Here is a 24,298-nt window from a genome sequence, read left to right on the forward strand (position 1 = left end):
GCTGGCAAGCCAGCTCCTATAAAAGCCAGGCGTTTCAGAGACTGCTGACATCCCGCATCAACAAGCCGAAATTCAAATCCACTGCATCCGGAATCGGCAAATACACGGTATGCCCATCTCCCGGCGCGACTTCGATAGGCTCGCCGCGGATGTTTTGCAACTGATGCAGATCGAAGTGGAAGTTGCCCTTGGGCGTCATCAGTTCCATATGGTCACCCAGGCCAAAACGATTCTTCACTTTCACTTCCACCAGGCGGTCGCGCCGCTCGCCGGTCAGTTCACCGACAAACTGCTGGCGCTCCGACACCGAGCTGCCGTTCTGGTAGTTCTGGTATTCGTCATGTACATGCCGACGCAGAAAACCTTCGGTGTAGCCGCGCTGGGCGATGGATTCGAGGTCGGTCATCAGGCTGCGGTCGAAATCACGGCCGGCCAGCGCGTCGTCGATGGCCCGGCGATAGACTTGCGTGGTCCGCGCACAATAGAAGTGCGATTTGGTCCGGCCTTCAATTTTCAGTGAGTGCACACCCATCTGCGTCAGGCGCTCGACATGCTGCACGGCGCGCAGGTCCTTGGCATTCATGATGTAAGTGCCGTGCTCGTCTTCGAAGGCGGGCATCAGTTCGTCGGGGCGATTGGCTTCCTGTAGCAGGAACACTTGCCCGGTGGGGGCGCCCAGACCCAGGGTCGGTTCGGGCTGATACTGCTGGACGATTTCGCCAAGGGTATTTTCCGTGGCCTCCTGCGCCGAATACTTCCAGCGGCAGGCGTTGGTGCAACTGCCCTGATTGGCATCGCGCTTGTTCATGTAGCCCGATAGCAGGCAGCGACCGGAATAGGCCATGCACAAAGCACCGTGCACGAACACTTCCAGCTCCATGCCGGGAACCTGTTGGCGGATCTCGGCGATTTCTTCCAGGGACAGTTCCCGCGACAGGATGATCCGGCTCAAGCCCTGTTGCTGCCAGAACTCGACACTCGCCCAGTTCACCGTGTTGGCCTGCACCGAAAGGTGGATCGGCATCTGCGGGTAGTGCCGGCGCACCAGCATGATCAGGCCGGGGTCGGACATGATCAACGCATCCGGCGCCATGGCGATGATGGGGGCCAGGTCCTTGAGGAACGTCTTTAGCTTGGCGTTGTGCGGCGCGATGTTCACCACCACGTAGAAGCGCTTGCCCTGGGCCTGCGCTTCGCGGATGCCGAGGGCGAGGTTGGCGTGATCGAATTCGTTATTGCGCACTCGCAGGCTGTAGCGCGGCTGCCCGGCGTACACGGCATCGGCGCCGTAGGCGAAGGCATAACGCATGTTTTTCAGGGTGCCGGCGGGGGCGAGCAGTTCCGGAGCAATGAGAGTCATGGTGGTGTCGATCGCAAAAGCCGCCGAGGGTAAACGTCTTGCCCCGAGGGTTTATTGATCTGGATCTATGCTTGATGAAAAAAACGATGGCACTCGCGCGAGCCATGGCGGCCTAAGCATCAGGGCGCAACATTGCGTTCAGGCGGACTGACATGGATCGGACATGAACAAAGAGACCTTACAAGACAAGTCACTGACGGTTTTACTGGGGCTGGTGAGCATCGCCTTCATCTGGATTCTGTTGCCGTTCTATGGCGCGGTGTTCTGGGCGGTGATCCTCGGCATCCTGTTTGCGCCACTGCAGCGTCGGCTGCAATTGAAGTTCGGCTGGCAGCGCAACATCACGTCCCTGCTGACCCTTGGCATCTGCCTGGTGATCGCGATCTTGCCGGTGATCATCCTGAGTGTCTTGCTGGTTCAAGAGGGCGCGGCGCTCTACAAGAGTATTGAAAGCGGCGACTTGGACATCGCAGGCTATGTGGCGCACTTCAAGCACAGCCTGCCGCCGTACTTTCAGCACTTGCTTGATCGGTTCGGGGTCGGCGAGCTGAACGGTCTGCGGGAGAAAATCATCAAGAGCGCGGTGACAGGCAATGAATTTGTCGCCACCCAGGTCTTCAGTGTCGGCCAGGGCACGTTCGATTTTGTGGTGAGCTTTTTCATCATGCTCTATCTGCTGTTCTTTTTTCTGCGCGATGGCGCCGAGTTGGCACGCAAGGTTCGCTCCGCCGTACCGCTGCAGGAACACCAGAAACGTCGTTTGCAACTCAAGTTCAATCGCGTGGTGCGAGCCACCGTGAAGGGCAATCTGCTGGTGGCGATCACACAGGGTGCGCTGGGTGGTTTGATTTTCTGGTTCCTGGATATCCCGAGCGCGTTGCTCTGGGCGGTATTGATGGCGTTTCTGTCCCTGTTGCCAGCGGTGGGGGCGGGTATTGTCTGGGCACCGGTGGCGGCGTTTTTCCTGTTCACTGGGGCGATCTGGCAGGGCGTGGTACTGGGGTTGTTCGGGGTTTTTGTGATCGGTTTGGTGGACAACGTCCTGCGACCGATCCTGGTGGGCAAGGATACCAAGATGCCGGACTATCTGATCCTGATCTCGACCCTGGGCGGCCTGGCGATCTTCGGGCTCAATGGCTTCGTGATCGGCCCCTTGATTGCCGCATTGTTCATGTCGAGCTGGGCGATCTTCATCGAAACCAAACCAAGGATTCAGCTGCCTTAAGCACTGAGTTTGCCTGTCTGGTCAGTGCCGATACGTTGCGACAGCGCCTGGGCGGCCGGCAGCGATGTCAGCGGGCCGCTGATCTGTTCGCCGTCCTGGACCAGATACCAGCAGGCGAGCAGTCCCAGCTCTCTGAGCGGGGCGGGAACGGCGCTGCCGATAACGGACATGATCTGAACCTGAGACATCATAAGTACCTCCATCAATCTATGGAGATACCTTACGGGGCGCGCGCTTTTACGGACAATCACCGTTTTCGATAGTGGTCATTGACGGCATTGAGTCCAATGGACCGTTTGCTGCTCAGTCGACCACCTGATCGAGCATGTGCACCACCTCCTGCTCATTGAGCAGGCCCTTGCGCACCAGGTTTTGCGTCAGCAGCGAAAGGAACTTGGCGCTGCGATGGCCTTCCAGGTGCTTGAGTTCGGTCAGGGCGTTGTACACCTTGCTGGAAGTGCACAGGCCGACAATGCGGTGCGGATTTTGTGTGGGCATGGATTCGTCCTTGTTGTTATCAACCTGTTGTTGGCGGACAGGCCCAAGCTTGCGGGCCTGACATGACATAAATATGACGGTTGTCCGCAAAGGGACCGATGAGTCAATCTTGCCAACTTGAGCAGCCGAGACTGTCCCGATAGCGACACCGGCGAGATTTATCCAGACTTGCGCCGACAGACGGCCATGAAAAAGCCCCGCGGATCAGACGGGGCTTGTTGAGGCTGTTACCAGCGTCCATAACCGTGAGGATGGCCATAGTAGCCGCGGGGGCCGTAGTAGACCGGTCTAGGGCCGTAGTAGATCGGCTGTTGTACGTACACCGGCGCCGGTTGGTAGTAGACCGGAGGCGGTGGTGCATAAACCGGTGCGGGCTGGGCATATACCGGTTGGGCATATACCGGTTGGGCGTAGACAGGTTGCGGTGCGACATACACCGGCCGGTTGGCGTTGATCAGGGCCGAGCCGACGATGGCCGTACCGACGATCGCTCCAAATACCGCCGCGTCATTACCACCACCATGGGCTTGCGCCTGTCCTGCGACAGCGAGGGCGCCGATCAGCAAGGCTACTGTGGGGATTTTACGGATCATGATAATTCCTCGGTTCTTCGACCCGGCGCTTGTGTCTGCAATAGACCCAAGGATTGTCGCGGGGATACATCTAAGACAGCGTTTTTTTGAAAATCAGCACAGCCGCTAGGTAAATTTTGTGTAAGGTCTGTACCGGCTTGCTTACGGTCGCCTGTGGGAGCGTGCAGGCTTGGGAATATGATCGATCAGAACGGTGTGGACTGGCTAATCCCGTCCATCTGAAAGTGCAAAGGGAAGGAGCAACACATGCAGATGAATCCGGACAGAAACACCCAGCTGTGCATGTCCCTCTCCGGACGCCCCGGCAACTTCGGCCTGCGATTTCATAACCATCTCTATGAACAACTGGGGCTGAATTTCTACTACAAGGCGTTCAGCAGCCAGGACCTGCCGGGTGCCGTTGGCGGCATTCGCGCCCTGGGGATTCGGGGGTGCGGCGTGTCGATGCCGTTCAAGGAAGCCTGTATTGCCCTGGTCGATGAGCTGGATGCGTCTGCCGCCGCCATTCAATCGATCAACACCATCGTCAACACGGATGGTCATCTCAAGGCGTATAACACCGACTACATTGCCATCGCCCAACTGCTGGAAACCCACGCAGTGCCCAAGGACACCACATTTGCCCTGCGCGGCAGCGGCGGGATGGCCAAGGCCGTGGCCAGTGCCTTTCGCGATGGCGGTTACAAAAATGGCCTGATCCTGGCGCGCAACGAACGTGCCGGTCGTGCCCTTGCCGAATCCCTGGGCTATCCATGGCAAGCGGAGCTGGGGGGCCGGCGCCCGCAAATGCTGATCAACGTCACTCCGATCGGTATGAGCGGCGGCCCGGAGGCCGACCAACTGGCGTTCGAGGTCGACGCGATTTCCTCAGCGGATATCCTCTTCGATGTGGTGGCGATTCCCTCGGAAACACCGCTGATCGTGCGTGCTCGAGCCGAAGGCAAGCACGTCATTACCGGGCTCGAAGTGATCGCGATCCAGGCGCTGGAGCAGTTCGTGCTGTATACCGGTGTGCGGCCGACCGCCGAGCAGTTCCAGAAAGCGGTGGCCTTTGCCCGTAGCTAGAAGGAGGTTTGCATGCATCCGCGCATTCTCAATCTGAATCAGGTCGAACTCGAACCGCTGCCGGAAAACCTGGCGCCCGGCGGTGAGACGGCCAGCCGCTATCAGCAGCGTCTGGCTCGGGTCGGCCAGCAACTGGGCGCGCAAAAACTAGGTTATCGCTTGTACGTGCTGGAACCGGGGATGCGTGGCAGCCCGTTTCACAGCCATCGGGTCAACGAGGAGATGTTTTACGTCGTGGCCGGGGAAGGGCAGGTTCGCCTGGGTGCCGAACGTTTTCCCATCCGTGCGGGCGACGTGATCGCCTGTCCGCCGGGCGGTCCCGAGGCGGCGCACCAGATCATTAACACCAGCAAGGCCGAGTTGCGCTACCTGGCGGTCAGTACCCAGCAGTCGCCGGAAATCTGCGAATACCCCGATTCCGGCAAATATGCGGTGATGGATGACTTCAAGGTCGATGCCGAGGGTAATGTCTCGGGTTTTGTCGCCATTGCCCGACAGGCGGACGGGGTGGATTACTGGGACGGGGAGTGAACGATTCCCGGATCGAATCGACAAAGATGTACATGTGGCGAGGGAGCACGCGCCCTCGCCACAGGGTTTTTGTTCAACTGGTTATGGTTATTCAAGCCGTGCCAAACGCTCTTCCAGTGCCGTAATCCGCGCCTCCAGCTCTTCGATGCGCTCGACCGAAACACCGCTACCGCCGCCACGTTCGACCGGATTCTGCCGCGCCGCAAGGATCGCGTCGATATCCGCCGGATCACCCAGGGCATGCATGTAGCGGTCTTCACGCTGGCCGGCCTGGCGCGGAATCAGCAGCGCCAGCCCTCGGGCAATCAAGCGCTCCAGTTGATGCACCACTTGCTCGGCGTCTTCGAAATCATGCATGCGGCCGCTGCGGGTCAGCAGTTCATTGATGGTTTGTGGTCCACGCAGGAACAATAATCCGGCCAGAATGACCTGCGCCGGCACCAGTTCCAGCGCCTTGTCGACCTTGTGCTCCCAGCGATCCGCGCGACTGCCCATCACCAATTTGGCGAAGCCGCGTCCCTCAAGGGCACGCAAGCTCTGGCCAACCTGGCCCTGGGTCAGGTTCATCACCGGTTCTCGGCTGGTTTTCTGGTTGCAGGCGATTACCAAGGCATTAAGGGTCAGCGGGTAGGTTTCCGGGCTGGTGGCCTGTTTTTCGATCAAAGAGCCCAGAATGCGGATTTCCGTGCTGTTGAGTCGCGGCTCGTCATAGGTCGTCTCTTGCTCGGTGATCATGGTTCTGCGTCCTTACCCGATTCAGGTTTTCACATGCGTGGAAGCACTTTAATTAGGTGTGCGACAATGGCAACAGAATTCGTGCACCTTCTGGGTCGTAGTCAATGAAGGTTTAACGAAATTTTAACGAAATTTTTACAAATGGGCGGGCACCGTATGCGGGGCCACGGACCGCATGTCCCTGAAGCGGGGATTTGCGCGTTTCTTGCGTCGACAACGTCACCGGCCTTAAGTAATGGAAGATGGAGCAAGGCATGAAGTTGATGTTGGTATCAGCCGGACAAAATGTGCTCATTAGCGCACAGGCAGCATGACTATTCTGATTACCGGCGCTGCCGGATTCATTGGGTTTCACACGGCCCGGCGTCTATGCCTGGACGGCCATGAAGTGGTTGGCATCGACAACCTCAATGACTATTACGACGTCACGCTCAAGCGTGCGCGACTCAAAGAACTGCAGTCCTTGCCGGGCTTTCGTTTCGAGAGACTGGACATTGTCGATAAACCGGCCTTGATGGCGTTGTTTCGCGATAACCCCTTTACCGAAGTGGTGCATCTGGCCGCTCAGGCAGGCGTGCGCTATTCGCTGGACAATCCTGACGTCTACGGGCAATCGAACCTGGTCGGCTTCCTCAATGTGCTGGAAGCCTGCCGCCACCATCGCCCCGCGCATTTGATCTACGCTTCCAGCAGTTCGGTGTACGGCAGCAACAGTAAAATGCCGTTCAGCATCGAGGACGCGGTCGATCATCCCATTTCATTGTATGCCGCGACCAAACGCGCCAATGAACTGCTGGCCGAGAGTTATTGCCACCTGTACGGCATGAAGGCCAGCGGGCTGCGCTTCTTTACGGTTTACGGACCGTGGGGGCGGCCTGACATGGCGCTGTTCAAGTTTACCGAGGCGATGCTCAAAGGCCTGCCGATCGATATCTATAATCAGGGCCAGATGGCGCGGGACTTCACGTACATCGACGATATCGTCGAAAGCATCGCCCGGCTGCGTACACGACCACCGGAATCGACCGGGGAGCGCGAAGGTGTCAACCGGTTGTTCAATATCGGTCGCGGCAAGCCAGTGGCACTGCTGGAGTTCGTCGACTGTCTGGAAGCGGCGCTGGGTATGCAAGCCCAACGCAATTATCTTCCGCTGCAGGCTGGCGATGTAGTCAAGACCTGGGCCGATGTGTCGGCACTGGCAGAGTGGGTCGATTTCAGTCCGCAGGTGCCGGTTGGCACCGGCGTCGGGGAGTTTGTGAAGTGGTATCGCCAGTTTTATCAGTTATGAACCATTCTCCCTTGAAAACAAAAGAGCAAGGCAAAAGAGCGCCTCTATGAGCAATGACATTTTTGTATCGGTACTGATCCCCGCGAAGAACGAAGCGAATAACCTCAAGCCCTTGCTTGAGGAAGTCCGCGTGGCGCTGGCGGATGAGTCTTATGAAATCATCGTCGTCGACGATGGCAGTACCGATGCCACCTTGCACGAACTGCAGCAGGCCAAAAACAATGGCCTGAGCCAGTTACGCATCCTGCATCATGATTGCTCCCTGGGGCAAAGCACCTCGCTGTACCACGCGGCGCAGGCTGCTCGCGGGCAGTGGCTGGCCACGCTCGATGGCGATGGGCAGAACGACCCGGCGGACATCCCGGGCATGTTGGCGCTGGTGCGTAACCAGCCAGCCAATGGTGATTTGCAACTGGTGGCGGGCCACCGGGTCAACCGCCGCGACACCGCGAGCAAGCGCTGGGCTTCGCGTTTTGCCAATGGCCTGCGCAGCCGTCTGCTCAAGGACTCCACGCCAGATACTGGCTGTGGTTTGAAACTGATTCAACGCGCGGCGTTTTTGCGCCTGCCGTACTTCGATCATATGCATCGGTACATTCCTGCGTTGATCCAGCGTCACAATGGCAAGATGGTCGTCCATCCGGTCAACCACCGGCACCGCACTGCCGGCGTGTCCAAGTACGGCAATATCGACCGCGCCCTGGTCGGCATCCTCGACCTCTTCGGCGTGTGGTGGCTGATCAAGCGTACCCGTCTGAATACTCAGGCCCGGGAGGTTCAGGAATGAACCTTTCCCGCGAATCCCTGTGGCTGGTGATCGGCTTTGCCGGCCAGCTCGCGTTTACCGGTCGTTTCGTTCTGCAGTGGCTGTACAGCGAATACAAAAAACGCAGCGTGATCCCGACCAGCTTCTGGTACCTGAGCATCGTCGGCAGCGCCCTGCTGCTGATGTATGCCATTTACCGTCAAGACCCGGTGTTCATCGCCGGCCAGGCCTTTGGCTTTATTGTGTATCTGCGCAACCTGCAATTGATTGCAAAAAGCAAAAACCTCAAGGAGTAAGTCATGCGCAGGTCGTTGTCGCCCAGGGTCGAATGCCTGGGCTTGATGCTGCTCGCCCTGCTTTTGGTCGGTGCCGGCCTGGGCCTGCGTCAAGTGCAGAACGTCGATGAAGAGCGTTTCCTCGGCGTGGCCCTGGAGATGCTGCACAACGGTTCATGGCTGATTCCCCACCGTGCCGGGGAAATCTATGGCGACAAACCACCGATTTTCATGTGGGCGGTGGCGTTCTTCGCCTGGCTCACCGGCAAACCCAACCTTGCCCTGTTCATACCCGGGCTGTTTTCCGCAGTGACCGTCACGGCCATGGTCTATGACCTCGGTCGCCGGCTGTGGAACCAGCGCATCGGACGCATTGCCGCGCTGTTGTACCTGGCGACCTACCAGACCTACAGCATCCTGCGCACCGGGCAGATCGACAGCTTTCTGGTTCTGTTCACCACGCTGGGCCTCTACGGCCTGGCCCGCCATCTGTTGCTGGGGCCGGCATGGCGCTGGTTCTACATAGGCTGTGCGGGCATGGGGATCGGGGTGATCACCAAAGGCGTGGGCTTTCTGCCCGCGCTGATGCTGATCCCTTATGCCTATGCGGTGCGCAAGGATTGGCCGGGCGTGGTGGCCATGCCGGGCCAGGCGCGCAAATGGTGGCTCGGGTTGCTGGTGATGCTGGCGGCGATTGCGGTCTGGCTGTTACCCATGGCGTTGTCCATCGTATTCAATGGCTCCGCTGACGAGGTGGCCTATGCCCGGGAAATCCTACTGCGCCAGACCGCCGGGCGCTACGCCGCTTCGTGGGACCACCGCGAACCCTTCTGGTACTTTTTCACCAACGTCATTCCGCAATACTGGCTGCCTTTGGTACTGGCCTTGCCATGGCTGGTGCCGGCCTGGCGCCGTCAGCTGAAAAAACGTGACGGCCGGGTGCTGGTGCTGCTCGGATGGGTCGCACTGGTGGTGCTGTTCTTTTGCATCAGCGCCGGCAAGCGCAAGTTGTACATCTACCCGGCGCTGCCGGGGCTGGTGCTGGCGGCTGCGCCGCTGATCCCCTGGTTGCTGCAACGCTGGTTCAAGCAGCGTCCGCGCTTGCAACGGGTATTTCCGGCCCTGGTGGTGGGCTGGTTCGTGCTGTGGTTCGCCCGCGGGGTTATCGAACCGATCAGCGACGGCGCCAATCCGCACGTCGCCATCATGGAGCAAGCAGCGTCCATGACCCACGGTGCGGATCTGGTTCTGGTCCAGTGGCGCGAGGGTCATTGGCTGTACGCCCGTCAGCCGATCGTGCATTTCGGTATGGCCGAGTCGACGGTCGAGCAGGCGGCACAATGGCTGCGTGAACACCCGCAGGCCTATGCCCTGGTGCCGGACGATGTCCTGGCCCGGTGCTTCAAGCCCGAAGCGACACATGAGCTGGGTGAAACATCTCGGGCCGAGTGGTCGATCGTCGGCGCCGATGCCGATAACGGCAAATGCCATCCGGGCCAGCCTGAGCATGTTTATCGTTTCAGTTGGGATTGAGAAAAAAAGCAATGAGCAAAGCAAGGAAGGCTGGGCTGCTGGTTGTCGTTGTTGCGTTAGCGTTGGTAATCACTAGAGGGTGGCGCTTGTTGCCCAGTGATGAGTCCGACAACATCACCGAACTGGACGGCGAGGGCATGACAATGGACACCGCTGGCGACCTGTATGTCGTCAGCGAGCCCAATCAGCCCTACCGCTTCAGCAAGACCAAGAACGCTCAAGTAGCCGCTGCGGAGTAGCCTTGATGGGGTTGATCCTGACTCGTTTCTCGAACCGCAATATCGCCTTGCTCGCGGCCGTCGCCATTGCGCTGCTGTTTTTCTGGGGCTTGGGCAACGTACCCTTTCTCAGCGTCAACGAAGCGCGCCGTGCCGTCACCGTCCGTGAAATGCGTGAGGCGGGGAGCTGGTTGCTGCCTTACATGAACGGCGACTTGTACCTGTCCAAACCGCCGTTTTTCTACTGGGCCGGTCTTGTTTCGACCGCCGTAGTGGGCAGCTTATCCGAGTGGAGCGTGCGTCTGCCTTCGGCGCTGGCCGCGACCTTGTGCTGTGTCGGCACTTATCTGTACGGCGTCAGGCAGGCGGGGCGCCAGGTGGGGCTGTTCGCGGTTGTGTTCCTGGCGGCGAACGGGGCTTTCAGCCTGTTCGCCCGCCGCTCTGAAATCGAAATGCTCTTGACCCTGCTGTGTTTTGGCGCGCTGCTGGCGGCCTGGCAATTCATATTCCAGCAGGGCCGTGCCATCTGGAGTCGACTCAGTTACGTGCTCATTGGCTGTGCGTTGCTGACCAAGGGGCCGGTGTGCCTGTTGTGGGTGACAGCGCCAATTCTGGCTTATGCCCTGATCTATCGCGATGCCCGGGCCAAAGCCTATCTGTGTGACGCTTGGGGCTGGCTCATTGCATTGATGCTGGGTGGTTCCTGGTACCTGGCTGTCTCCATCAATCAGGGGTGGGGCATCTGGGCGTCGATCATCAGCGAAGACATCGTGAAGAAGATCGACGGCAAAGGCGCCGAAGCCTGGTACGCCTATTTGCTGTACCTGGCCGGTGACTTCTTTCCGTTCTGGCTGATCGTCTTTGTGCAGCCGCGAAAGTTCTGGGCAATGATTCGATCGCGCCGCGAGGCGGCCATGTTGCTGTGTTGCAGCCTGCTGCCATTGCTGGTGTTCTCTTTTTTCACCGAAAAACATGGCAAGTATTTGCTGCCGGTTTACCCGTCCATGGCGCTGCTGCTGGCCATGCACTGGACGGCCGTGCTTGACGATGCGAAGGGCCGCTGGCGTGCCTGCCTGACCACGGTTCCCTTCGTGATGCTGGGCGGGTTCTTGGTGTTTTATGCGTTCGTCGAGGCGCGGGTGCTGTCTCACCGCGTCGCTGGTCTTGAGCAGGTCGCCACGCTGGCGGTAGGGCAGCCGGGCCAGAAAGCCTACACACTCGGTCAGCCGGATATCCGCCTGGTCTACTACATGGGCCGACCGGTCAGGGGGCTGACGATTGCTCAGTTGCAAGCGGACACCCGGCCGGCGGGGCTGCTGTTCGTGCCGCAACCCCTGAACCCGAAATTGCAAAACCTGGCGTCGTGCAAGGTCGGAGAAATTGACCCGTATCTGAAACCGGGCCGATCAGCGCTTCTGGTTCGCACGGGTAGCGATTGCCACTGATCGGCATCATGATTCGCGATATCGTTTGTTGGTGGCCGTCGGTGCGGGCTCAGTGCTTGTCGCGATTTTCATTATGCGCTCGAGCATGCGGTTGAAGGCGGCTTGCCTGATCCCGAGCTGAACAAAAGACAAGCCGCAGAGCGGCCGCGCATGGCTATAATCGGGCCACGTTCCAAAACCGATCACCTGTGGGAGCCGGCTCGCTCCTACAGGGGGCCGACGTTTCCCTCCGTCACCACACGAGACCTGCCATGACCATTTCCCTGTATGACGCTTCCGTTCCTGTTTTCAAGCAAATGCTCAGCGCCCTGAGCGATGTGCTGAAGAAGGCTGAAGCCCACGCGACTGCAAAGAACATCGACCCGAATGCGTTCCTGCAAGCCCGTCTGTACCCGGACATGTTCCCGCTGGTTCGTCAGGTGCAGATCGCCGTTGATTTCGCCAAGGGCGTTTCCGCCCGTCTGGCCGAAGTCGAACTGCCGAAGTACGACGACAGCGAAACCACTTTCGCCGAGCTGCAAGCCTTGATCGCCAAGGTCCTGGCCTTCATCGGCGAGATCAAGCCGGAGCAGATCAACGGCAAGGAAGGCATCGAAATCGTTACCCGTCCGGGCACGCCTAAAGAGAAGCGCTTCTCTGGCCAGGCTTACCTGCTGACCTACGGGCTGCCGCAATTCTTCTTCCACGTCACCACCGCTTACGCATTGCTGCGCCACAACGGCGTGGAAGTGGGCAAGCGCGATTACATGGGCGCGTTCTAAACCGTCCAGGTACAAAAAAGCCCCCGCAGCCTTGGGTTGCGGGGGCTTTTTCATGTATGCGCATTTATTCGCTACACCACGAATCCTGTGGGATTTCTGTCAGGCCAAACGCTCGGCTTTCTGCGCTTCACCCAGGCATGCCGCCGCGGTGAACAGCACGTCGGTGGACGAATTCAACGCCGTCTCCGCCGAGTCCTGCAGTACGCCGATGATGAAACCGACCGCGACCACCTGCATCGCGATTTCACTTGGGATGCCGAACAAGCTGCACGCCAGTGGAATCAGCAGCAGCGAACCGCCCGCCACACCCGAAGCGCCACAGGCGCAAATGGCTGCGACAACGCTGAGCAGGATGGCGGTCGGGATGTCCACGGCAATGCCCAGGGTATGCACCGCTGCCAGCGCCAGTACGGTGATGGTGATGGCTGCACCGGCCATGTTGATGGTGGCACCCAGCGGGATCGACACCGAGTAGGTGTCTTCATGCAGGCCCAGGCGCTTGCTCAGTTCCAGGTTGACCGGAATGTTCGCCGCCGAGCTACGGGTGAAGAACGCGGTGATCCCGCTTTCACGCAGGCAGGTCAGCACCAGTGGATAGGGGTTGCGACGCAATTTCCAGAAGACGATGGCCGGGTTCATCACCAGCGCCACGAACAGCATGCAGCCGAGCAGCACCGCCAGCAGGTGGGCGTAACCGACCAGGGCACCGAAACCGGAGGTGGCCAGGGTCGAGGCCACCAGGCCGAAGATCCCCAGCGGTGCAAAGCGAATCACCACGCGCACGATGACGGTCACGCCATTGGACAGGTCGCCCAGCACTTCGCGGGTGGTGTCGCCGGCGTGGCGAATGGCGACGCCCATGCCGATGGCCCAGGCCAGAATGCCGATGAAGTTGGCGTTCATCAGTGCGCTGATCGGGTTGTCGACCACGCTCAGCATCAGGCTTTGCAGGACTTCGCCGATGCCGCCGGGCGCGGTCACCGCAACGTCATGGGTCGACAGCACCAGGCTGGAGGGGAACATCATGCTCGCCACTACCGCGACCACGGCGGCGGCAAAGGTGCCCAGCAGGTACAAGAACAGAATCGGCCGGATGTGGGTTTCCTGGCCATGTTTATGGTTGGCGATCGACGCCATGACCAGCACGAACACCAGAATCGGCGCGACCGCTTTTAGCGCGCTGACGAAGACCTTGCCGATAAACGCCGTGGCCTTTGCTGCTTCCGGCGCGAACAGCGCCAGGGCAATCCCGGCGATCAAACCGATGATGATTTGCGTGACCAGGCTGGTGCGTTTGAGGTGTTGCCATAGAGAAGGGGATGAAGCGGTCATAAAACAGCATCTCTGATTTTTTATAAGTGCATGGTTTCGCAGGTGTGCAGCAACAAGCCGGGCAGGCCGCAGGCCGGAAACCGTAAGGGGAAACGCGGGGGTGTAATGCCGCTGATTAACCTGTGGCGAGGGAGCAAGCTCCCTCGCCACAGGTCAGTGTTTCGGCTTGGTTGAACGGCATCGACCACAGGGTGTACGTTTTTCAGGGCGCGGACTTTATCACAGCGTAGGGCCGATCCTTCAGACCTGTGACGAACTGACGCCCTGGCGTTCAACGCAATTTGCAGGTTCGTGCAACCCTGTGCGCAAACACTCTGTTAAGATCCGCCATCCTCATTTTCATGTCTGCCAGTGGGCCTTCGGGCTATCGCTGGTGTTGTCGTTTTTCTGGAGTTTTGCATGCGGTTGTTGCCCATCCTTCTGTTGTCCGCCGCCGGTTTCACGGTGCTGACCACGGAGTTCATCATTGTCGGCCTGCTGCCGGCCATCGCCCGCGACCTCGAGGTCAGCATCCCGCAAGCGGGTTTGCTGGTGACCCTGTTCGCGTTCACCGTTGCCGCCTTCGGGCCATTCCTCACCGCGTATTTCGCCCAGTTCGAGCGGCGCAAGCTGTTCATCAGTGTGCTGATCATGTTCGGCCTGGCCAACACCCTCGCGGCGTTGGCGCCGAACATTGGGGTCATGGCGCTTGCCCGCTTGATTCCTGCCTTGGGACTGCCGGTGTTCTGGGCGCTGGCCAGTGAGACGGCGGTGGATATCGTCGGGCCGGATTACGCCGGACGCGCCATCGCCAAGATCGGCTTCGGCATTGTCTGCGCCACGGTGTTCGGTATTCCGGTGGGTACCCTGATTTCCGATGCATTCGGCTGGCGCAGTGCTTTCGGCATCCTCGCGTTCATCGCCTTTGCCAAGGCGCTGCTGCTGTTTATCTATTTGCCCAAAACCAGTCTGCATCAGCACCAGGTCAGTTTCCGTTCACAGTTCAAGATCCTGCGCAGCCCATTGATGGTGGGCCACGTGCTGCTGTCGATCATTGTGTTCAGCGGCATGTTCACCGCCTACACCTACCTGGCAGACATTCTCGAGCGTTTGGCCGGTTTCGATGGCACGGTGGTTGGCTGGTGCCTGATGGGCTTCGGCGCGGTCGGGTTGATCGGTAACTCGCTGGGGGGGCGTGCGGTGGATCGCCATCCGCTGATCGCTTCGATGATGTTCTGCGCATTCATGATTGCTGGCCTGGTGGCGCTGGTGCCGAACATTCATTCGCCATTCGGTCTGGCGGCGGCGATGGGCATCTGGGGCATCACTCAGGCAGCGCTGTTTCTGGTCAGCCATGTGCGGTTGATGAAAGCCGCACCCGAGGCACCCGCATTCGCGGCATCGCTGAACATTGCCGGGGCCAACCTCGGGATCGGCCTGGGCGCCATGATCGGTGGCCGGGTCATCGACAGCGTTGGCTTGCAAGGCCTGGGGTTTGCGGCTGCCGCTTTTATTCTGGCGTCGATCCTGTTGGCCATCGCGCTGATGACCTTCAAGCCTCGGCCAGTCTTCGCCTGAGGCTTCACAGTTCGGTAAACAACTCGCGGCGGGCACCTTCGGTAATGGCGACAATGCCAGGGTGCTTGACCTTGCGGTCCACCGAAATGGCATAGAACGACTCGCTGACCGCGTCGGTCTGGCCTATCAGCTCCACGCCGTATTGGCGCCGAACTTCATCGGCGATCACGCTCGGACCGATGAAAATCCCGCTACCGGACTGCCCGAAGGCTTGCATCAAGGCACTGTCGTCGAATTCGCCAACGATGCGCGGCTGGATCTGTTGTTCGGCGAACCAGCGTTGCAAGCGGCTGCGCACCACGGTTTCCGGTCCGGGAATCAGCAGCGGAGCCCCGTTCAGGCTACCGGGGAAGTCGCCACCGTAGATCGCTGCCAGCTCCTTGGTCGCAAAAAAACTGATCCCGCATTCACCGAGTTTCTGGCTGTAGCCCTTGATGTCCAGATGCGACGGCATCGGGCTGTCGGAGATCACCAGGTCCAGGCGCTGGATGGCCAGGTCGGCGAGCAGGCGTTCGAGCTTGTCTTCGCGACAGGTGATGCGCAGCGGTTCGCTCAATTCCATGGTGGGCGCGATCAGTCGGTAGACGATGGATTTGGGCACCACGTCGGCCACACCGACCCGGAACAGGATCTGTTGTTCGTTGGGCTGCGCCCGCAGCATCAGTTCCAGTTCACCTCCCAGCTGAAACATCTGCTCGGCGTAGGGCAGGGTTTGCCGGCCGGCCTCGGTGAGCTCCAGTTGCCGGCCGACCCGGCGAAACAACTCGATGCCATAAGTCTGTTCGAGCAGGGAGATTTGTCCGCTGATGGTCTGGGGCGTCAGGTTCAGTTGCTCGCAGGCGCGCACGATGCTGCCGGTCTTGGCCACGACCCAGAAGTAATGCAGTTGTCGATAGTTGAGCATTGCGGGTTCTACAGTTCGTTAAAACCGAAGTATAGCCGCTAAAAATACGAATTTTCCTGAAGTGTTTGTCTCCCTAGAATGCGTCGCTATCAACGGGCCATCGTCTCGGCACCGTTTGTTCTATTCGAAGGAGACAACATGAAGTTCAAGACCACGGCATTGCTGATCACGTCTTTACTGGTACTGGCCGGTTGTGACCAGGCGGAAAAAAGCGCCCAGCAACTGATGGGCAAAGCTGCCGAAAGCGCCAAACAGGCCATCGACGATACTCACAAGGCCGCCGAGCAAGCGCTGAGCGATGCCACTGGCGGGTTGAGCAGCAAAAAAGAATCAACGGAAAAAGATGCGGAAAAAACCGAGTCTTCGTCCCAGGAAATCTAAACCGTCTTACAGCGAGTCAGGACTGACCCATGGAATACCTTTTACAACTAGCTGCCAGCCCCACCGCGTGGATTGCCCTGGCCACCCTGGTGGTGATGGAAATCGTGCTTGGCATCGATAACCTGATCTTCATCTCGATCCTGACCAACAAACTGCCCGAGCAACATCGCCAGAAAGCACGGCGCATCGGTATCGGCATGGCGCTTATTTTGCGACTGGGCTTGCTGAGTACCATTGCGTTCATCGTCCAGTTGACGGCGCCTGTGATCGAAGTGTTTGGCCAGGCTTTCTCCTGGAAAGACATGATCCTGATTGCCGGTGGCCTGTTCCTGTTGTGGAAAGCCACCACCGAGATCCATCACAGCATGGACCCGGCTCCGGAAGATCCGACGTCGGCGACCTCGACCGTGACCCTGGGCTTTGCCGCAGCGATTGGTCAGATCCTGATGCTGGACATGGTGTTCTCCATCGACAGCATCATTACCGCTGTCGGCATGACCGAGCATTTGCCGATCATGATCATCGCGGTGGTGGTGTCGGTGCTTGTGATGTTGCTGGCGGCTGATCCACTGGCCAAGTTCATCAACGACAACCCGACGGTGGTGATGCTGGCCCTGGGCTTCCTGATCATGATCGGCATGACGCTGATCGCCGAAGGCTTCGGCGCCCACGTACCGAAAGGCTATGTCTACGCCGCCATGGCGTTCTCGGCTGCGATCGAGGTGTTGAACATGATGTCCCGCCGCGCCCGGCAGAAGCGGGTCTCCGCTGAAGCTTGATTGGCGCTGAACGAAACGGCCGCCTGTGCTCGAAAGAGTCCAGGCGGCCGTTTTTGTTTGCAGGGCCCGAAGGCTTCGGTTAATGGGCCGTGGCGTGGTGCTCGGCGGATTTTTCGGCGTTGACCAAGGGCGTCGGTTGAACAGGGTGGTGATGGTGCCGACGCGTAATGCGCAGAACTCCCCAAAGCATGGCGGTGGCAACGGCCAGCCAGCTGGAAATCAACATCACGATTGTCATTGTCAGGCTCATCGATGCCTCCTCTTTGCCCTGCAGCGGGCACACACGACTTGCAAGTGACAGTCTAGACGCTGCGGTGTTTCAGGCTATTGATCGAAGGTCGACTGAGATCAACCAGTTCGCTCTATCAAAAGCGATCATCTACCGGTTAAGGCTATACCGCCGGCGCGTGGCGCCCTATGATCGACGGCCAAGCCGGGAATGCGATCGCCTGGCGTCTGATCAAGAGAGTGATGATGGTGCGGGTAATTTCTCGAATTCTATCGGCGGTACTGATTGTGGGGGCTGTGGCGGGTCTGGCTGGCTGTGCGGGCAGTGTGGCGCCGGAGATCAAGCGTCTGCCGGAGCGTGTCGAACTTAGAGGCCAGTTTTACAAGGGCGTGGCGAATCAAAGCGGGCCGCAGGTGCTGGCGAGCATGCTGTCCCAGCAGGGAGTCGTGATTACCCCTGGTTTGCTCGACAAGCCGCTGCATTTGCCGGGCGCCGAAGCGCAACTGCAACAGAACATGCAGAACCTGGCCCGTGAATACGGGATGATGGTCTATCCCCTCGACAGTAACCTGCCAGCCTTGTTGACCCAGGTTGCGGCCGGCTATCCGGTGATGGTGCGCTTCACTGAAGGCTCGGCGCTGTGGGCCGAGCCGCGTTATGCCATTCTCGCCGGCTACAACCGTCACAAGCAGACCGTGCTGCTGCGCGCAGGCATGAGTCAGCGCACGTTGATGAGCTTCAGTTCGTTTGAATCGGCGTTCAAGGATGCCGGTGGCTGGGCCGTGTTGATTCAGGCACCAACGCAGATACCGGCCAATGTCGATCAGCAGCGCTGGCTCAAGGCTGCCAACGAACTCGCGCAGGCCGGTCAGGAGCAGGCGGCCACCAAGGCGAAGAAAGCATTGGGCGCACAGTAAGCCCGTTTGTCACCTCCATGGCACCCCTGCGCATTGCCAGCCTCTGATGATTAAGGCCCGGGTTTCTCGGGCCACGATCAGGAGGCGTTCATGGCACATTCCAATACCCCCGCCGGCCCGCACTCGTCTGAGCATTCGTCTGGCGATGAGCTGGCGTTCGACCCCGACTCCCCGGATCTCGCCGACCCTCAGGTCGATCCCATTGGTCCGGCCAAGGCGCCACGGGATGTCAAGCCGGGCGATAATCCCAAGGCTCCGGCGAAGCCTTACGATCCACTGGGTGATCTGAAGCCATAGGTCTCATTGGAGGTGTGTATGTCTACTGATTCGAGTTTCGACGATAAACGTCCGGAAAACGTCCCGACAACACCTGAGCAAGACGTGGATCCGGTGATGGATCCGGATAGCCCGATGCGCGATCCTCTGGCTCGTCCTGCGGTGGTGTCAACCGAACATCCGAAACCCTGGAGAGACCCGAGTACCGGCGACGGTATCCCGGATGACGACCAGATGCCGCTGCCCAATGATTAATGGCAGATGAAAAAAAGCCCCGAATGATCGGGGCTTTTGCTTTGTGCTGTGTCGTTATTTCGAGGCTTCAACCACGCCGCTTTGACGCTGTTTGAGGTTCTTTTCGGATTTGTATTGCAGGGCTACAGAAGGCACGTCTGTGCTGTGGCCGGTTTCGACCCAGTTACGGATACGAGTGGCATCGGCAAAGTGCGTGTATTTGCCGTAGGCATCGAGGATCACCAATGCAACCGGGCGGTTAGCCATATGGGTGACCAGGACCAGGCAGTGACCCGCTTGGTTGGTGAAACCGGTTTTGGTCAGTTCGATGTTCCAGTTCGGTTTGCCAATAAGGTGATCGGTGTTGTGGAAACCCAGGCTGTAGTTGGGTTTGCGGAACGACACGGTCTTTTCCTTGGTGGTACTCAGTTGCGTCAGCAGCGGGTACTTGTGCGCGGCCACCAACAGTTTGCTCAGGTCGCGGGCGGTGGACACGTTGCGTGGGGAGAGGCCGGTTGGCTCGACGAAATGGGTATTGGTCATGCCCAGCGCCCTGGCCTTGGCGTTCATCGCAGCAATGAACGCCGCATAGCCACCCGGATAGTGGTGCGCCAGGCTTGCGGCGGCTCGGTTTTCCGACGACATCAAGGCGATCAGCAGCATTTCCCGGCGCGGCATTTCGCTGTTGAGCTTGACCCGGGAGAACACACCTTTCATTTCCGGGGTGTCACTGATGTTGATGTTGATGTATTCGTCCATGTTCTGTCGGGCTTCAACGATCACCAGGCCGGTCATCAGTTTGCTCACGGAAGCGATGGGTACAACGACGTCGGGATTGCTGGCGTAAATGACTTTGTTGGACTGCAGATCCACCAGCAATGCACTGCCGGAAGCGATCTTCAGGTGCGATGTATCTCGAGGCGCTGCGGTGGTTTCGCCAGCGCTGGCGATTGGCGTGATGAAAGTCCCTGTAACTGCAAAAAATAGGCTCAGGATAGAAAGACGGATTTTCACGCTGGCAGACTCATAAAGTGTTGATAAGCCGTTTTGTAACGGGCTATTTCCTAAAAAGCGCGACATTCTGGAGTATGGCTGAATAACTGTCGATGGTTGTTCCGGGAAGACGTTAAAGTCATTTGAAACATGAAAAAAAAGTCATTTTCCGGCGGGTGGTCAGCTTTTTCCGAAGGCGAAAAAAACCCCGCCATGGGCGGGGTTCCTTGACTGGCTGGCAACGCCGGAAACAGGACTCAGCTGTGCAGGGTTTCAGCCGCGTACAGTGTGTTTTCCAGCAGGCATGCACGGGTCATCGGACCGACACCACCCGGCACTGGAGTGATCCAGCTGGCACGGGGCAGGGCGGTTTCGTAGATCACGTCGCCGACCAGCTTGCCGTCTTCCTGACGGTTGATGCCGACGTCAATCACGATCGCGCCTTCCTTGATCCATTCACCTTTGACCAGGCCCGGCTTGCCGGCGGCCACCACGACCAGGTCGGCACGACCGATGTGACCGGCCAGGTCCTTGGTGAAGCGGTGGGTGACGGTCACGGTGCAGCCGGCCAGCAACAATTCCATCGCCATCGGGCGACCCACAATGTTGGAGGCACCGACAATTACCGCATCCATGCCGTAGAGATCGGCACCGGTGCTTTCCAGCAATGTCATGATTCCTTTCGGGGTGCACGGGCGCAGCAGTGGAATGCGTTGGGCCAGGCGACCGACGTTATATGGGTGGAAACCGTCGACGTCCTTGTCCGGACGAATGCGTTCAAGCAACTTGGACGCGTCCAGGTGTTCTGGCAGAGGAAGCTGAAGCAGGACACCGTCGATAGCCGGATCGTCATTGAGTCGATCGATCAGATCGGTCAGCGCTTCTTGAGTGGTTTCGGAAGGCAGGTCATAGGCTTGGGAAAGAAAGCCGACCTCTTCACAGTCTTTACGCTTGTGCGAGACATAAACCTGAGAGGCAGGATCGCTGCCGACCAGGATCACCGCGAGGCCGGGCGTGCGCAGGCCTTGCTGGCGACGCTCATTGACCCGTTGGGCGATCTGCTGGCGCAGTCTGGCGGCGATCGATTTGCCGTCGATTAGTTGTGCAGTCATTGCGCGTGATTAACCATCGAGAGGGGAAAAAAAGAGAACGCATTCTCGCATGTCAGGAGGTGAGGGCAAAGGCGCTTGGTCTGCAAATTCCCCTAACTCCTTTAATTAAATGAATTTTTTTTAAAAAGGATTTGACGACCCTCGGGGGGCTCTATACTATTCGTCGCACTTGTCGGGCACAGCCTAGCACTGGTTAAGAAGGTCAAGCGGAATTACGGTTCTGCAAGGCTGGAAAGCATTTAGTTTGTAGTCCTTCAAGGGTACAGATTAATAAGGCGCCCGTAGCTCAGCTGGATAGAGCATCCGCCTTCTAAGCGGATGGTCGCAGGTTCGAGTCCTGCCGGGTGCGCCATTAGGCAGCTTTGGCACAAGTAACGCAATATGGTGGGCGTAGCTCAGTTGGTAGAGCACGGGATTGTGACTCCCGTTGTCGTGGGTTCGATCCCCATCGTCCACCCCATATTTCGGAAGGCGCCAGATTAACAGTCTGGCGCCTTTGCTTTAACAGATACACCTGCGGATGTGGTGGAATTGGTAGACACACTGGATTTAGGTTCCAGCGCCGCGAGGCGTAAGAGTTCGAGTCTCTTCATCCGCACCAAATAAAGCTTCACTCATGCCGACAGGCGTGGTTGGGGTCAGCAACGAAGTCGTTTGACTTCTTTGTTACGCAATATGGTGGGCGTAGCTCAGTTGGTAGAGCACGGGATTGTGACTCCCGTTGTCGTGGGTTCGATCCCCATCGTCCACCCCATATTCCGAAAGGCGCCAGATTTAACAGTCTGGCGCCTTTTTTGTTTTAGTGGCATGAGTTTTCCGTGGCCGCAGGTTCTGGGTCGCAGGGGTAGGGCGTTTCGTCGTATTTATGTTTCTCGATGATGCTGCGCTGCCCGCCGGCCTTGTACGCAAGATCGGCTGTCAGGGAGATGATTGGCAGCCTCTTCTATATATAGAAGGGTTGGCGCAGAGCCCTGGCGTGATTGGCTGTATTTGCCACCGGGGCGAGGTGCATTCGTGCATTCGCACCTATAAATTGCCTGCTGCGTTTTTACCCGTTTTCAGTAGGGTGACTTCTTGAGTTTGACCCACTAGAATGCATGCCCTTGATTCTGGGGTCGGAAACGGCCGGCCAACGTCTGTGCAACGAGGAATATCCATGCAAGTTTCTGTTGAAAATACTTCTGCTCTTGAGCGCCGCATGAGCATCACCGTGCCGGCTGAGCGCATCGAGACTCAGGTCAACAAGCGTCTGCAGCAGACTGCCCAAAAGGCCAAGATTGCTGGCTTCCGTCCAGGCAAAGTGCCAATGAGCGAAATCAAGCGTCGCTTCGGCGCTGAAGCTCGCCAGGAAGCTGTAGGCGACGTGATCCAGTCCTCCTTCTACGAAGCTGTGGTTGAGCAGAAGCTGAACCCGGCTGGTTCGCCTTCGATCGAGCCTAAGTCGCTCGAAGCTGGCAAGGACCTGGAATACGTTGCTGTTTTCGAAGTGTTCCCTGAGTTCACCGTTGCCGGTTTCGAAGGTATCACCGTAGAGCGTCTGAGCGCTGATGTGGCTGATGCCGATCTGGACAAGATGCTGGACATCCTGCGCAAGCAGAACACCCGTTTCGAAGTGGCTGATCGCGCTGCTCAAAACGAAGACCAACTGAACATCGATTTCGTCGGCAAGGTCGACGGTGAAGTGTTCGCCGGTGGTTCCGCCAAGGGTACTCAGCTGGTTCTGGGTTCCGGCCGCATGATCCCGGGTTTCGAAGAAGGTCTGGTTGGCGCTAAGGCTGGCGAAGAACGCGTTCTGAACCTGACCTTCCCAGAGGACTATCAGAACCTGGACCTGGCTGGCAAAACCGCCGATTTCACCGTCACTGTAAACAGCGTTTCCGAGCCAAAACTGCCAGAACTGAACGAAGAATTCTTCGCTCAATTCGGTATCAAGGAAACCGGTCTGGAAGGCTTCCGCACCGAAGTTCGCAAGAACATGGAGCGTGAACTGCGTCAGGCGATCAAGTCCAAGGTCAAGAATCAGGTAATGGACGGTCTGCTGGCCACCAACCCGATCGAAGTGCCTAAGGCTCTGCTGTCCAACGAAGTTGACCGTCTGCGCGTGCAGGCTGTTCAGCAGTTCGGTGGCAACATCAAGCCTGATCAACTGCCGGCCGAGCTGTTCGAAGAGCAAGCCAAGCGCCGTGTTGTGCTGGGTCTGATCGTGGCTGAAGTGGTCAAGCAATTCGACCTCAAGCCTGACGAAGCTCGCGTTCGCGAAATGATTCAGGAAATGGCCTCTGCCTACCAGGAGCCTGAGCAAGTTGTGTCTTGGTACTACAAAAATGACCAGCAATTGAACGAAGTCCGTTCGGTTGTGCTGGAAGAGCAAGTTGTGGATACTGTTCTGCAGAAAGCTAGCGTGACCGACAAATCGGTCTCTTACGAAGAAGCGGTCAAGCCGGTAGAAGCTCCAAAAGCCGACTGATCGTTTTTGCGGTAAGAAGTACACACCATAAGCCAGCCTTCGTGCTGGCTTATGCGTATTCAAGACATAACTATTTGGGAGTGACTGCAGAGCATGTTCCGTAATTCGTATATTCAGCAGAACTCTGATATCCAGGCCGCAGGCGGTCTGGTCCCGATGGTTGTCGAGCAGTCCGCTCGAGGCGAGCGCGCCTACGACATTTACTCGCGTCTGCTCAAAGAGCGAGTAATCTTTCTGGTTGGCCCGGTAGAGGACTACATGGCCAACCTGATCTGTGCGCAACTGCTTTTCCTTGAAGCGGAAAACCCGGACAAGGACATCCATCTCTATATCAACTCCCCGGGCGGTTCGGTGACGGCGGGTATGTCGATCTATGACACCATGCAGTTCATCAAACCTAACGTTTCGACCACCTGTATCGGTCAAGCGTGCAGCATGGGCGCGTTTCTTTTGACGGCGGGTGCCCCTGGCAAGCGTTACTGCCTGCCGAACTCGCGCGTGATGATTCACCAGCCGCTGGGCGGTTTTCAGGGCCAGGCCTCGGATATCGAAATCCATGCCAAGGAAATCCTCTTCATCCGTGAGCGTCTGAACACGCTGATGGCCAAGCATAGCGGTCGCACACTTGAAGAAATCGAGCGCGATACAAATCGCGACAATTTCATGAGTGCGGAAGCGGCGCGTGAATACGGGTTGATCGATGAAGTGATCAACCAGCGCCCCGCTTAAAATAAGCAGCTCAAAATAGGGGTGGTCGGCGGGTCCGATCACCAGCGGGCTTGAAAAAGCCCGCAATAGCCTTCATCTTGTGTTGCAAGCCTATC

At 58.4% G+C, this 24,298-nt stretch carries 27 protein-coding genes, 4 tRNA genes and 1 pseudogene; 22 read left to right on the top strand and 10 right to left on the bottom strand.

Features of this window, described 5'->3' with window-relative positions; all coding sequences use genetic code 11:
* Positions 1 to 34 precede the first annotated feature (34 nt).
* Entirely contained in the window at positions 35 to 1,360 is a 1,326-nt protein-coding gene (trhP, locus tag F7R06_RS10010; protein WP_090323777.1) for a prephenate-dependent tRNA uridine(34) hydroxylase TrhP, read from the bottom strand.
* Positions 1,361 to 1,523: 163 nt separating this feature from the next.
* Between trhP and F7R06_RS10015 the strand changes: the two genes are divergently transcribed.
* Complete coding sequence (locus F7R06_RS10015; protein ID WP_090323775.1) at positions 1,524 to 2,585, top strand: AI-2E family transporter; 1,062 nt, start codon at positions 1,524 to 1,526, stop codon at positions 2,583 to 2,585.
* Here F7R06_RS10015 and F7R06_RS10020 read toward each other — a convergent pair.
* The 3 genes from F7R06_RS10020 to F7R06_RS10030 all read right to left on the bottom strand — a co-directional run bounded on the left by F7R06_RS10020 (position 2,582) and on the right by F7R06_RS10030 (position 3,676).
* Positions 2,582 to 2,773, bottom strand: a complete 192-nt coding sequence (locus F7R06_RS10020) for a hypothetical protein (protein ID WP_090327456.1) — start codon at positions 2,771 to 2,773, stop codon at positions 2,582 to 2,584. The genes F7R06_RS10015 and F7R06_RS10020 overlap by 4 nt on opposite strands.
* 115 nt (positions 2,774 to 2,888) lie before the next feature.
* Positions 2,889 to 3,083, bottom strand: a complete 195-nt coding sequence (locus F7R06_RS10025; protein ID WP_034149937.1) for a hypothetical protein — start codon at positions 3,081 to 3,083, stop codon at positions 2,889 to 2,891.
* 227 nt (positions 3,084 to 3,310) lie between these two features.
* Entirely contained in the window at positions 3,311 to 3,676 is a 366-nt protein-coding gene (locus tag F7R06_RS10030; RefSeq protein WP_090323774.1) for a hypothetical protein, read from the bottom strand.
* A 246-nt stretch (positions 3,677 to 3,922) separates the two neighbouring features.
* Here F7R06_RS10030 and F7R06_RS10035 point away from each other — a divergent pair, with 246 nt between their 5' ends.
* Positions 3,923 to 4,741, top strand: a complete 819-nt coding sequence (locus tag F7R06_RS10035) for a shikimate 5-dehydrogenase (RefSeq protein WP_090323772.1) — start codon at positions 3,923 to 3,925, stop codon at positions 4,739 to 4,741.
* Positions 4,742 to 4,753: 12 nt separating this feature from the next.
* Positions 4,754 to 5,272 (top strand): cupin domain-containing protein, encoded by a 519-nt coding sequence (locus tag F7R06_RS10040; protein ID WP_090323771.1) that lies wholly within the window; start codon positions 4,754 to 4,756, stop codon positions 5,270 to 5,272.
* 87 nt (positions 5,273 to 5,359) lie between these two features.
* On the opposite strand, the gene F7R06_RS10045 is transcribed toward F7R06_RS10040, so the two are convergent.
* The gene (locus F7R06_RS10045; protein ID WP_090323769.1) at positions 5,360 to 6,007 is read right to left on the bottom strand and encodes a YceH family protein; all 648 of its coding nucleotides are present in this window, start codon (positions 6,005 to 6,007) and stop codon (positions 5,360 to 5,362) included.
* A gap of 310 nt (positions 6,008 to 6,317) precedes the next feature.
* Between F7R06_RS10045 and F7R06_RS10050 the strand changes: the two genes are divergently transcribed.
* The 7 genes and pseudogenes from F7R06_RS10050 to F7R06_RS10080 all read left to right on the top strand — a co-directional run bounded on the left by F7R06_RS10050 (position 6,318) and on the right by F7R06_RS10080 (position 12,293).
* Positions 6,318 to 7,295 carry an NAD-dependent epimerase/dehydratase family protein gene (locus F7R06_RS10050; RefSeq protein ID WP_090323767.1) on the top strand — a complete coding sequence of 326 codons (978 nt, stop codon included), beginning with the start codon at positions 6,318 to 6,320 and terminating at the stop codon, positions 7,293 to 7,295.
* A gap of 46 nt (positions 7,296 to 7,341) precedes the next feature.
* Positions 7,342 to 8,082: a glycosyltransferase family 2 protein gene (locus F7R06_RS10055; RefSeq protein ID WP_090323766.1), complete on the top strand. Its 741-nt coding sequence runs from the start codon at positions 7,342 to 7,344 to the stop codon at positions 8,080 to 8,082.
* Complete coding sequence (locus tag F7R06_RS10060) at positions 8,079 to 8,357, top strand: lipid-A-disaccharide synthase N-terminal domain-containing protein (RefSeq protein ID WP_090323764.1); 279 nt, start codon at positions 8,079 to 8,081, stop codon at positions 8,355 to 8,357. Before F7R06_RS10055 ends, F7R06_RS10060 begins: the two co-directional genes overlap by 4 nt.
* A 3-nt stretch (positions 8,358 to 8,360) precedes the next feature.
* The gene (locus F7R06_RS10065) at positions 8,361 to 9,869 is read left to right on the top strand and encodes an ArnT family glycosyltransferase (RefSeq protein ID WP_090323762.1); all 1,509 of its coding nucleotides are present in this window, start codon (positions 8,361 to 8,363) and stop codon (positions 9,867 to 9,869) included.
* A 77-nt stretch (positions 9,870 to 9,946) separates the two neighbouring features.
* Positions 9,947 to 10,108, top strand: a pseudogene (locus F7R06_RS10070) (SdiA-regulated domain-containing protein); the annotation flags it as partial.
* 5 nt (positions 10,109 to 10,113) lie between these two features.
* A complete protein-coding gene (locus F7R06_RS10075) occupies positions 10,114 to 11,532 on the top strand; it encodes an ArnT family glycosyltransferase (protein WP_090323759.1) in 1,419 nt (472 codons plus the stop codon).
* Positions 11,533 to 11,783: 251 nt separating this feature from the next.
* Positions 11,784 to 12,293 carry a DUF1993 domain-containing protein gene (locus F7R06_RS10080; RefSeq protein ID WP_090323758.1) on the top strand — a complete coding sequence of 170 codons (510 nt, stop codon included), beginning with the start codon at positions 11,784 to 11,786 and terminating at the stop codon, positions 12,291 to 12,293.
* A 99-nt stretch (positions 12,294 to 12,392) separates the two neighbouring features.
* Here F7R06_RS10080 and sstT read toward each other — a convergent pair whose 3' ends face one another.
* Positions 12,393 to 13,625, bottom strand: coding sequence for a serine/threonine transporter SstT (gene sstT, locus F7R06_RS10085; protein WP_090323756.1), 1,233 nt, complete (start codon positions 13,623 to 13,625; stop codon positions 12,393 to 12,395).
* Between the two features lie 399 nt (positions 13,626 to 14,024).
* On the opposite strand from sstT, the gene F7R06_RS10090 reads away from it, so the two are divergent.
* Positions 14,025 to 15,182: an MFS transporter gene (locus tag F7R06_RS10090; protein ID WP_090323754.1), complete on the top strand. Its 1,158-nt coding sequence runs from the start codon at positions 14,025 to 14,027 to the stop codon at positions 15,180 to 15,182.
* A 4-nt stretch (positions 15,183 to 15,186) separates the two neighbouring features.
* On the opposite strand, the gene nhaR is transcribed toward F7R06_RS10090, so the two are convergent.
* The gene (gene nhaR, locus F7R06_RS10095; protein WP_090323752.1) at positions 15,187 to 16,086 is read right to left on the bottom strand and encodes a transcriptional activator NhaR; all 900 of its coding nucleotides are present in this window, start codon (positions 16,084 to 16,086) and stop codon (positions 15,187 to 15,189) included.
* 138 nt (positions 16,087 to 16,224) lie between these two features.
* Here nhaR and F7R06_RS10100 point away from each other — a divergent pair, with 138 nt between their 5' ends.
* Together F7R06_RS10100 and F7R06_RS10105 are read left to right on the top strand one after the other, a co-directional pair.
* Positions 16,225 to 16,467 carry a hypothetical protein gene (locus F7R06_RS10100; protein WP_090323751.1) on the top strand — a complete coding sequence of 81 codons (243 nt, stop codon included), beginning with the start codon at positions 16,225 to 16,227 and terminating at the stop codon, positions 16,465 to 16,467.
* Between the two features lie 29 nt (positions 16,468 to 16,496).
* On the top strand, positions 16,497 to 17,246 hold the full coding sequence (locus F7R06_RS10105; protein ID WP_090323749.1) for a TerC family protein: 750 nt from the start codon (positions 16,497 to 16,499) through the stop codon (positions 17,244 to 17,246).
* A 79-nt stretch (positions 17,247 to 17,325) separates the two neighbouring features.
* Here F7R06_RS10105 and F7R06_RS30730 read toward each other — a convergent pair whose 3' ends face one another.
* Positions 17,326 to 17,496: a hypothetical protein gene (locus F7R06_RS30730; RefSeq protein WP_162842377.1), complete on the bottom strand. Its 171-nt coding sequence runs from the start codon at positions 17,494 to 17,496 to the stop codon at positions 17,326 to 17,328.
* A 167-nt stretch (positions 17,497 to 17,663) separates the two neighbouring features.
* Here F7R06_RS30730 and F7R06_RS10110 point away from each other — a divergent pair, with 167 nt between their 5' ends.
* From F7R06_RS10110 to F7R06_RS10120, 3 genes are all read left to right on the top strand, one after another.
* On the top strand, positions 17,664 to 18,392 hold the full coding sequence (locus F7R06_RS10110) for a peptidase C39 family protein (RefSeq protein WP_090323747.1): 729 nt from the start codon (positions 17,664 to 17,666) through the stop codon (positions 18,390 to 18,392).
* Positions 18,393 to 18,482: 90 nt separating this feature from the next.
* Positions 18,483 to 18,689 carry a DUF6021 family protein gene (locus F7R06_RS10115; protein ID WP_090323745.1) on the top strand — a complete coding sequence of 69 codons (207 nt, stop codon included), beginning with the start codon at positions 18,483 to 18,485 and terminating at the stop codon, positions 18,687 to 18,689.
* Between the two features lie 18 nt (positions 18,690 to 18,707).
* Positions 18,708 to 18,923 carry a hypothetical protein gene (locus tag F7R06_RS10120; RefSeq protein WP_090323743.1) on the top strand — a complete coding sequence of 72 codons (216 nt, stop codon included), beginning with the start codon at positions 18,708 to 18,710 and terminating at the stop codon, positions 18,921 to 18,923.
* 54 nt (positions 18,924 to 18,977) lie between these two features.
* Here F7R06_RS10120 and pbpG read toward each other — a convergent pair whose 3' ends face one another.
* Entirely contained in the window at positions 18,978 to 19,916 is a 939-nt protein-coding gene (gene pbpG, locus F7R06_RS10125; protein WP_090323741.1) for a D-alanyl-D-alanine endopeptidase, read from the bottom strand.
* 236 nt (positions 19,917 to 20,152) lie between these two features.
* A complete protein-coding gene (gene folD / locus F7R06_RS10130) occupies positions 20,153 to 21,007 on the bottom strand; it encodes a bifunctional methylenetetrahydrofolate dehydrogenase/methenyltetrahydrofolate cyclohydrolase FolD (RefSeq protein ID WP_090323739.1) in 855 nt (284 codons plus the stop codon).
* A gap of 275 nt (positions 21,008 to 21,282) precedes the next feature.
* On the opposite strand from folD, the gene F7R06_RS10135 reads away from it, so the two are divergent.
* The 6 genes from F7R06_RS10135 (at position 21,283) to clpP (ending at position 24,203) form a co-directional block, all read left to right on the top strand.
* A tRNA-Arg gene (locus tag F7R06_RS10135) sits at positions 21,283 to 21,359 on the top strand.
* A 32-nt stretch (positions 21,360 to 21,391) separates the two neighbouring features.
* Positions 21,392 to 21,467 (top strand) — tRNA-His (locus F7R06_RS10140).
* Between the two features lie 56 nt (positions 21,468 to 21,523).
* Positions 21,524 to 21,608, top strand: a tRNA-Leu gene (locus F7R06_RS10145).
* Positions 21,609 to 21,685: 77 nt separating this feature from the next.
* Positions 21,686 to 21,761, top strand: a tRNA-His gene (locus F7R06_RS10150).
* 402 nt (positions 21,762 to 22,163) lie between these two features.
* The gene (gene tig / locus F7R06_RS10155; protein WP_090323738.1) at positions 22,164 to 23,474 is read left to right on the top strand and encodes a trigger factor; all 1,311 of its coding nucleotides are present in this window, start codon (positions 22,164 to 22,166) and stop codon (positions 23,472 to 23,474) included.
* Between the two features lie 93 nt (positions 23,475 to 23,567).
* Entirely contained in the window at positions 23,568 to 24,203 is a 636-nt protein-coding gene (clpP, locus tag F7R06_RS10160; RefSeq protein ID WP_090323736.1) for an ATP-dependent Clp endopeptidase proteolytic subunit ClpP, read from the top strand.
* Positions 24,204 to 24,298: the final 95 nt, after the last annotated feature.

Source organism: Pseudomonas moorei (assembly GCF_008801475.1).
In the GTDB taxonomy this organism is placed as follows: Bacteria; Pseudomonadota; Gammaproteobacteria; order Pseudomonadales; family Pseudomonadaceae; genus Aquipseudomonas; species Aquipseudomonas moorei.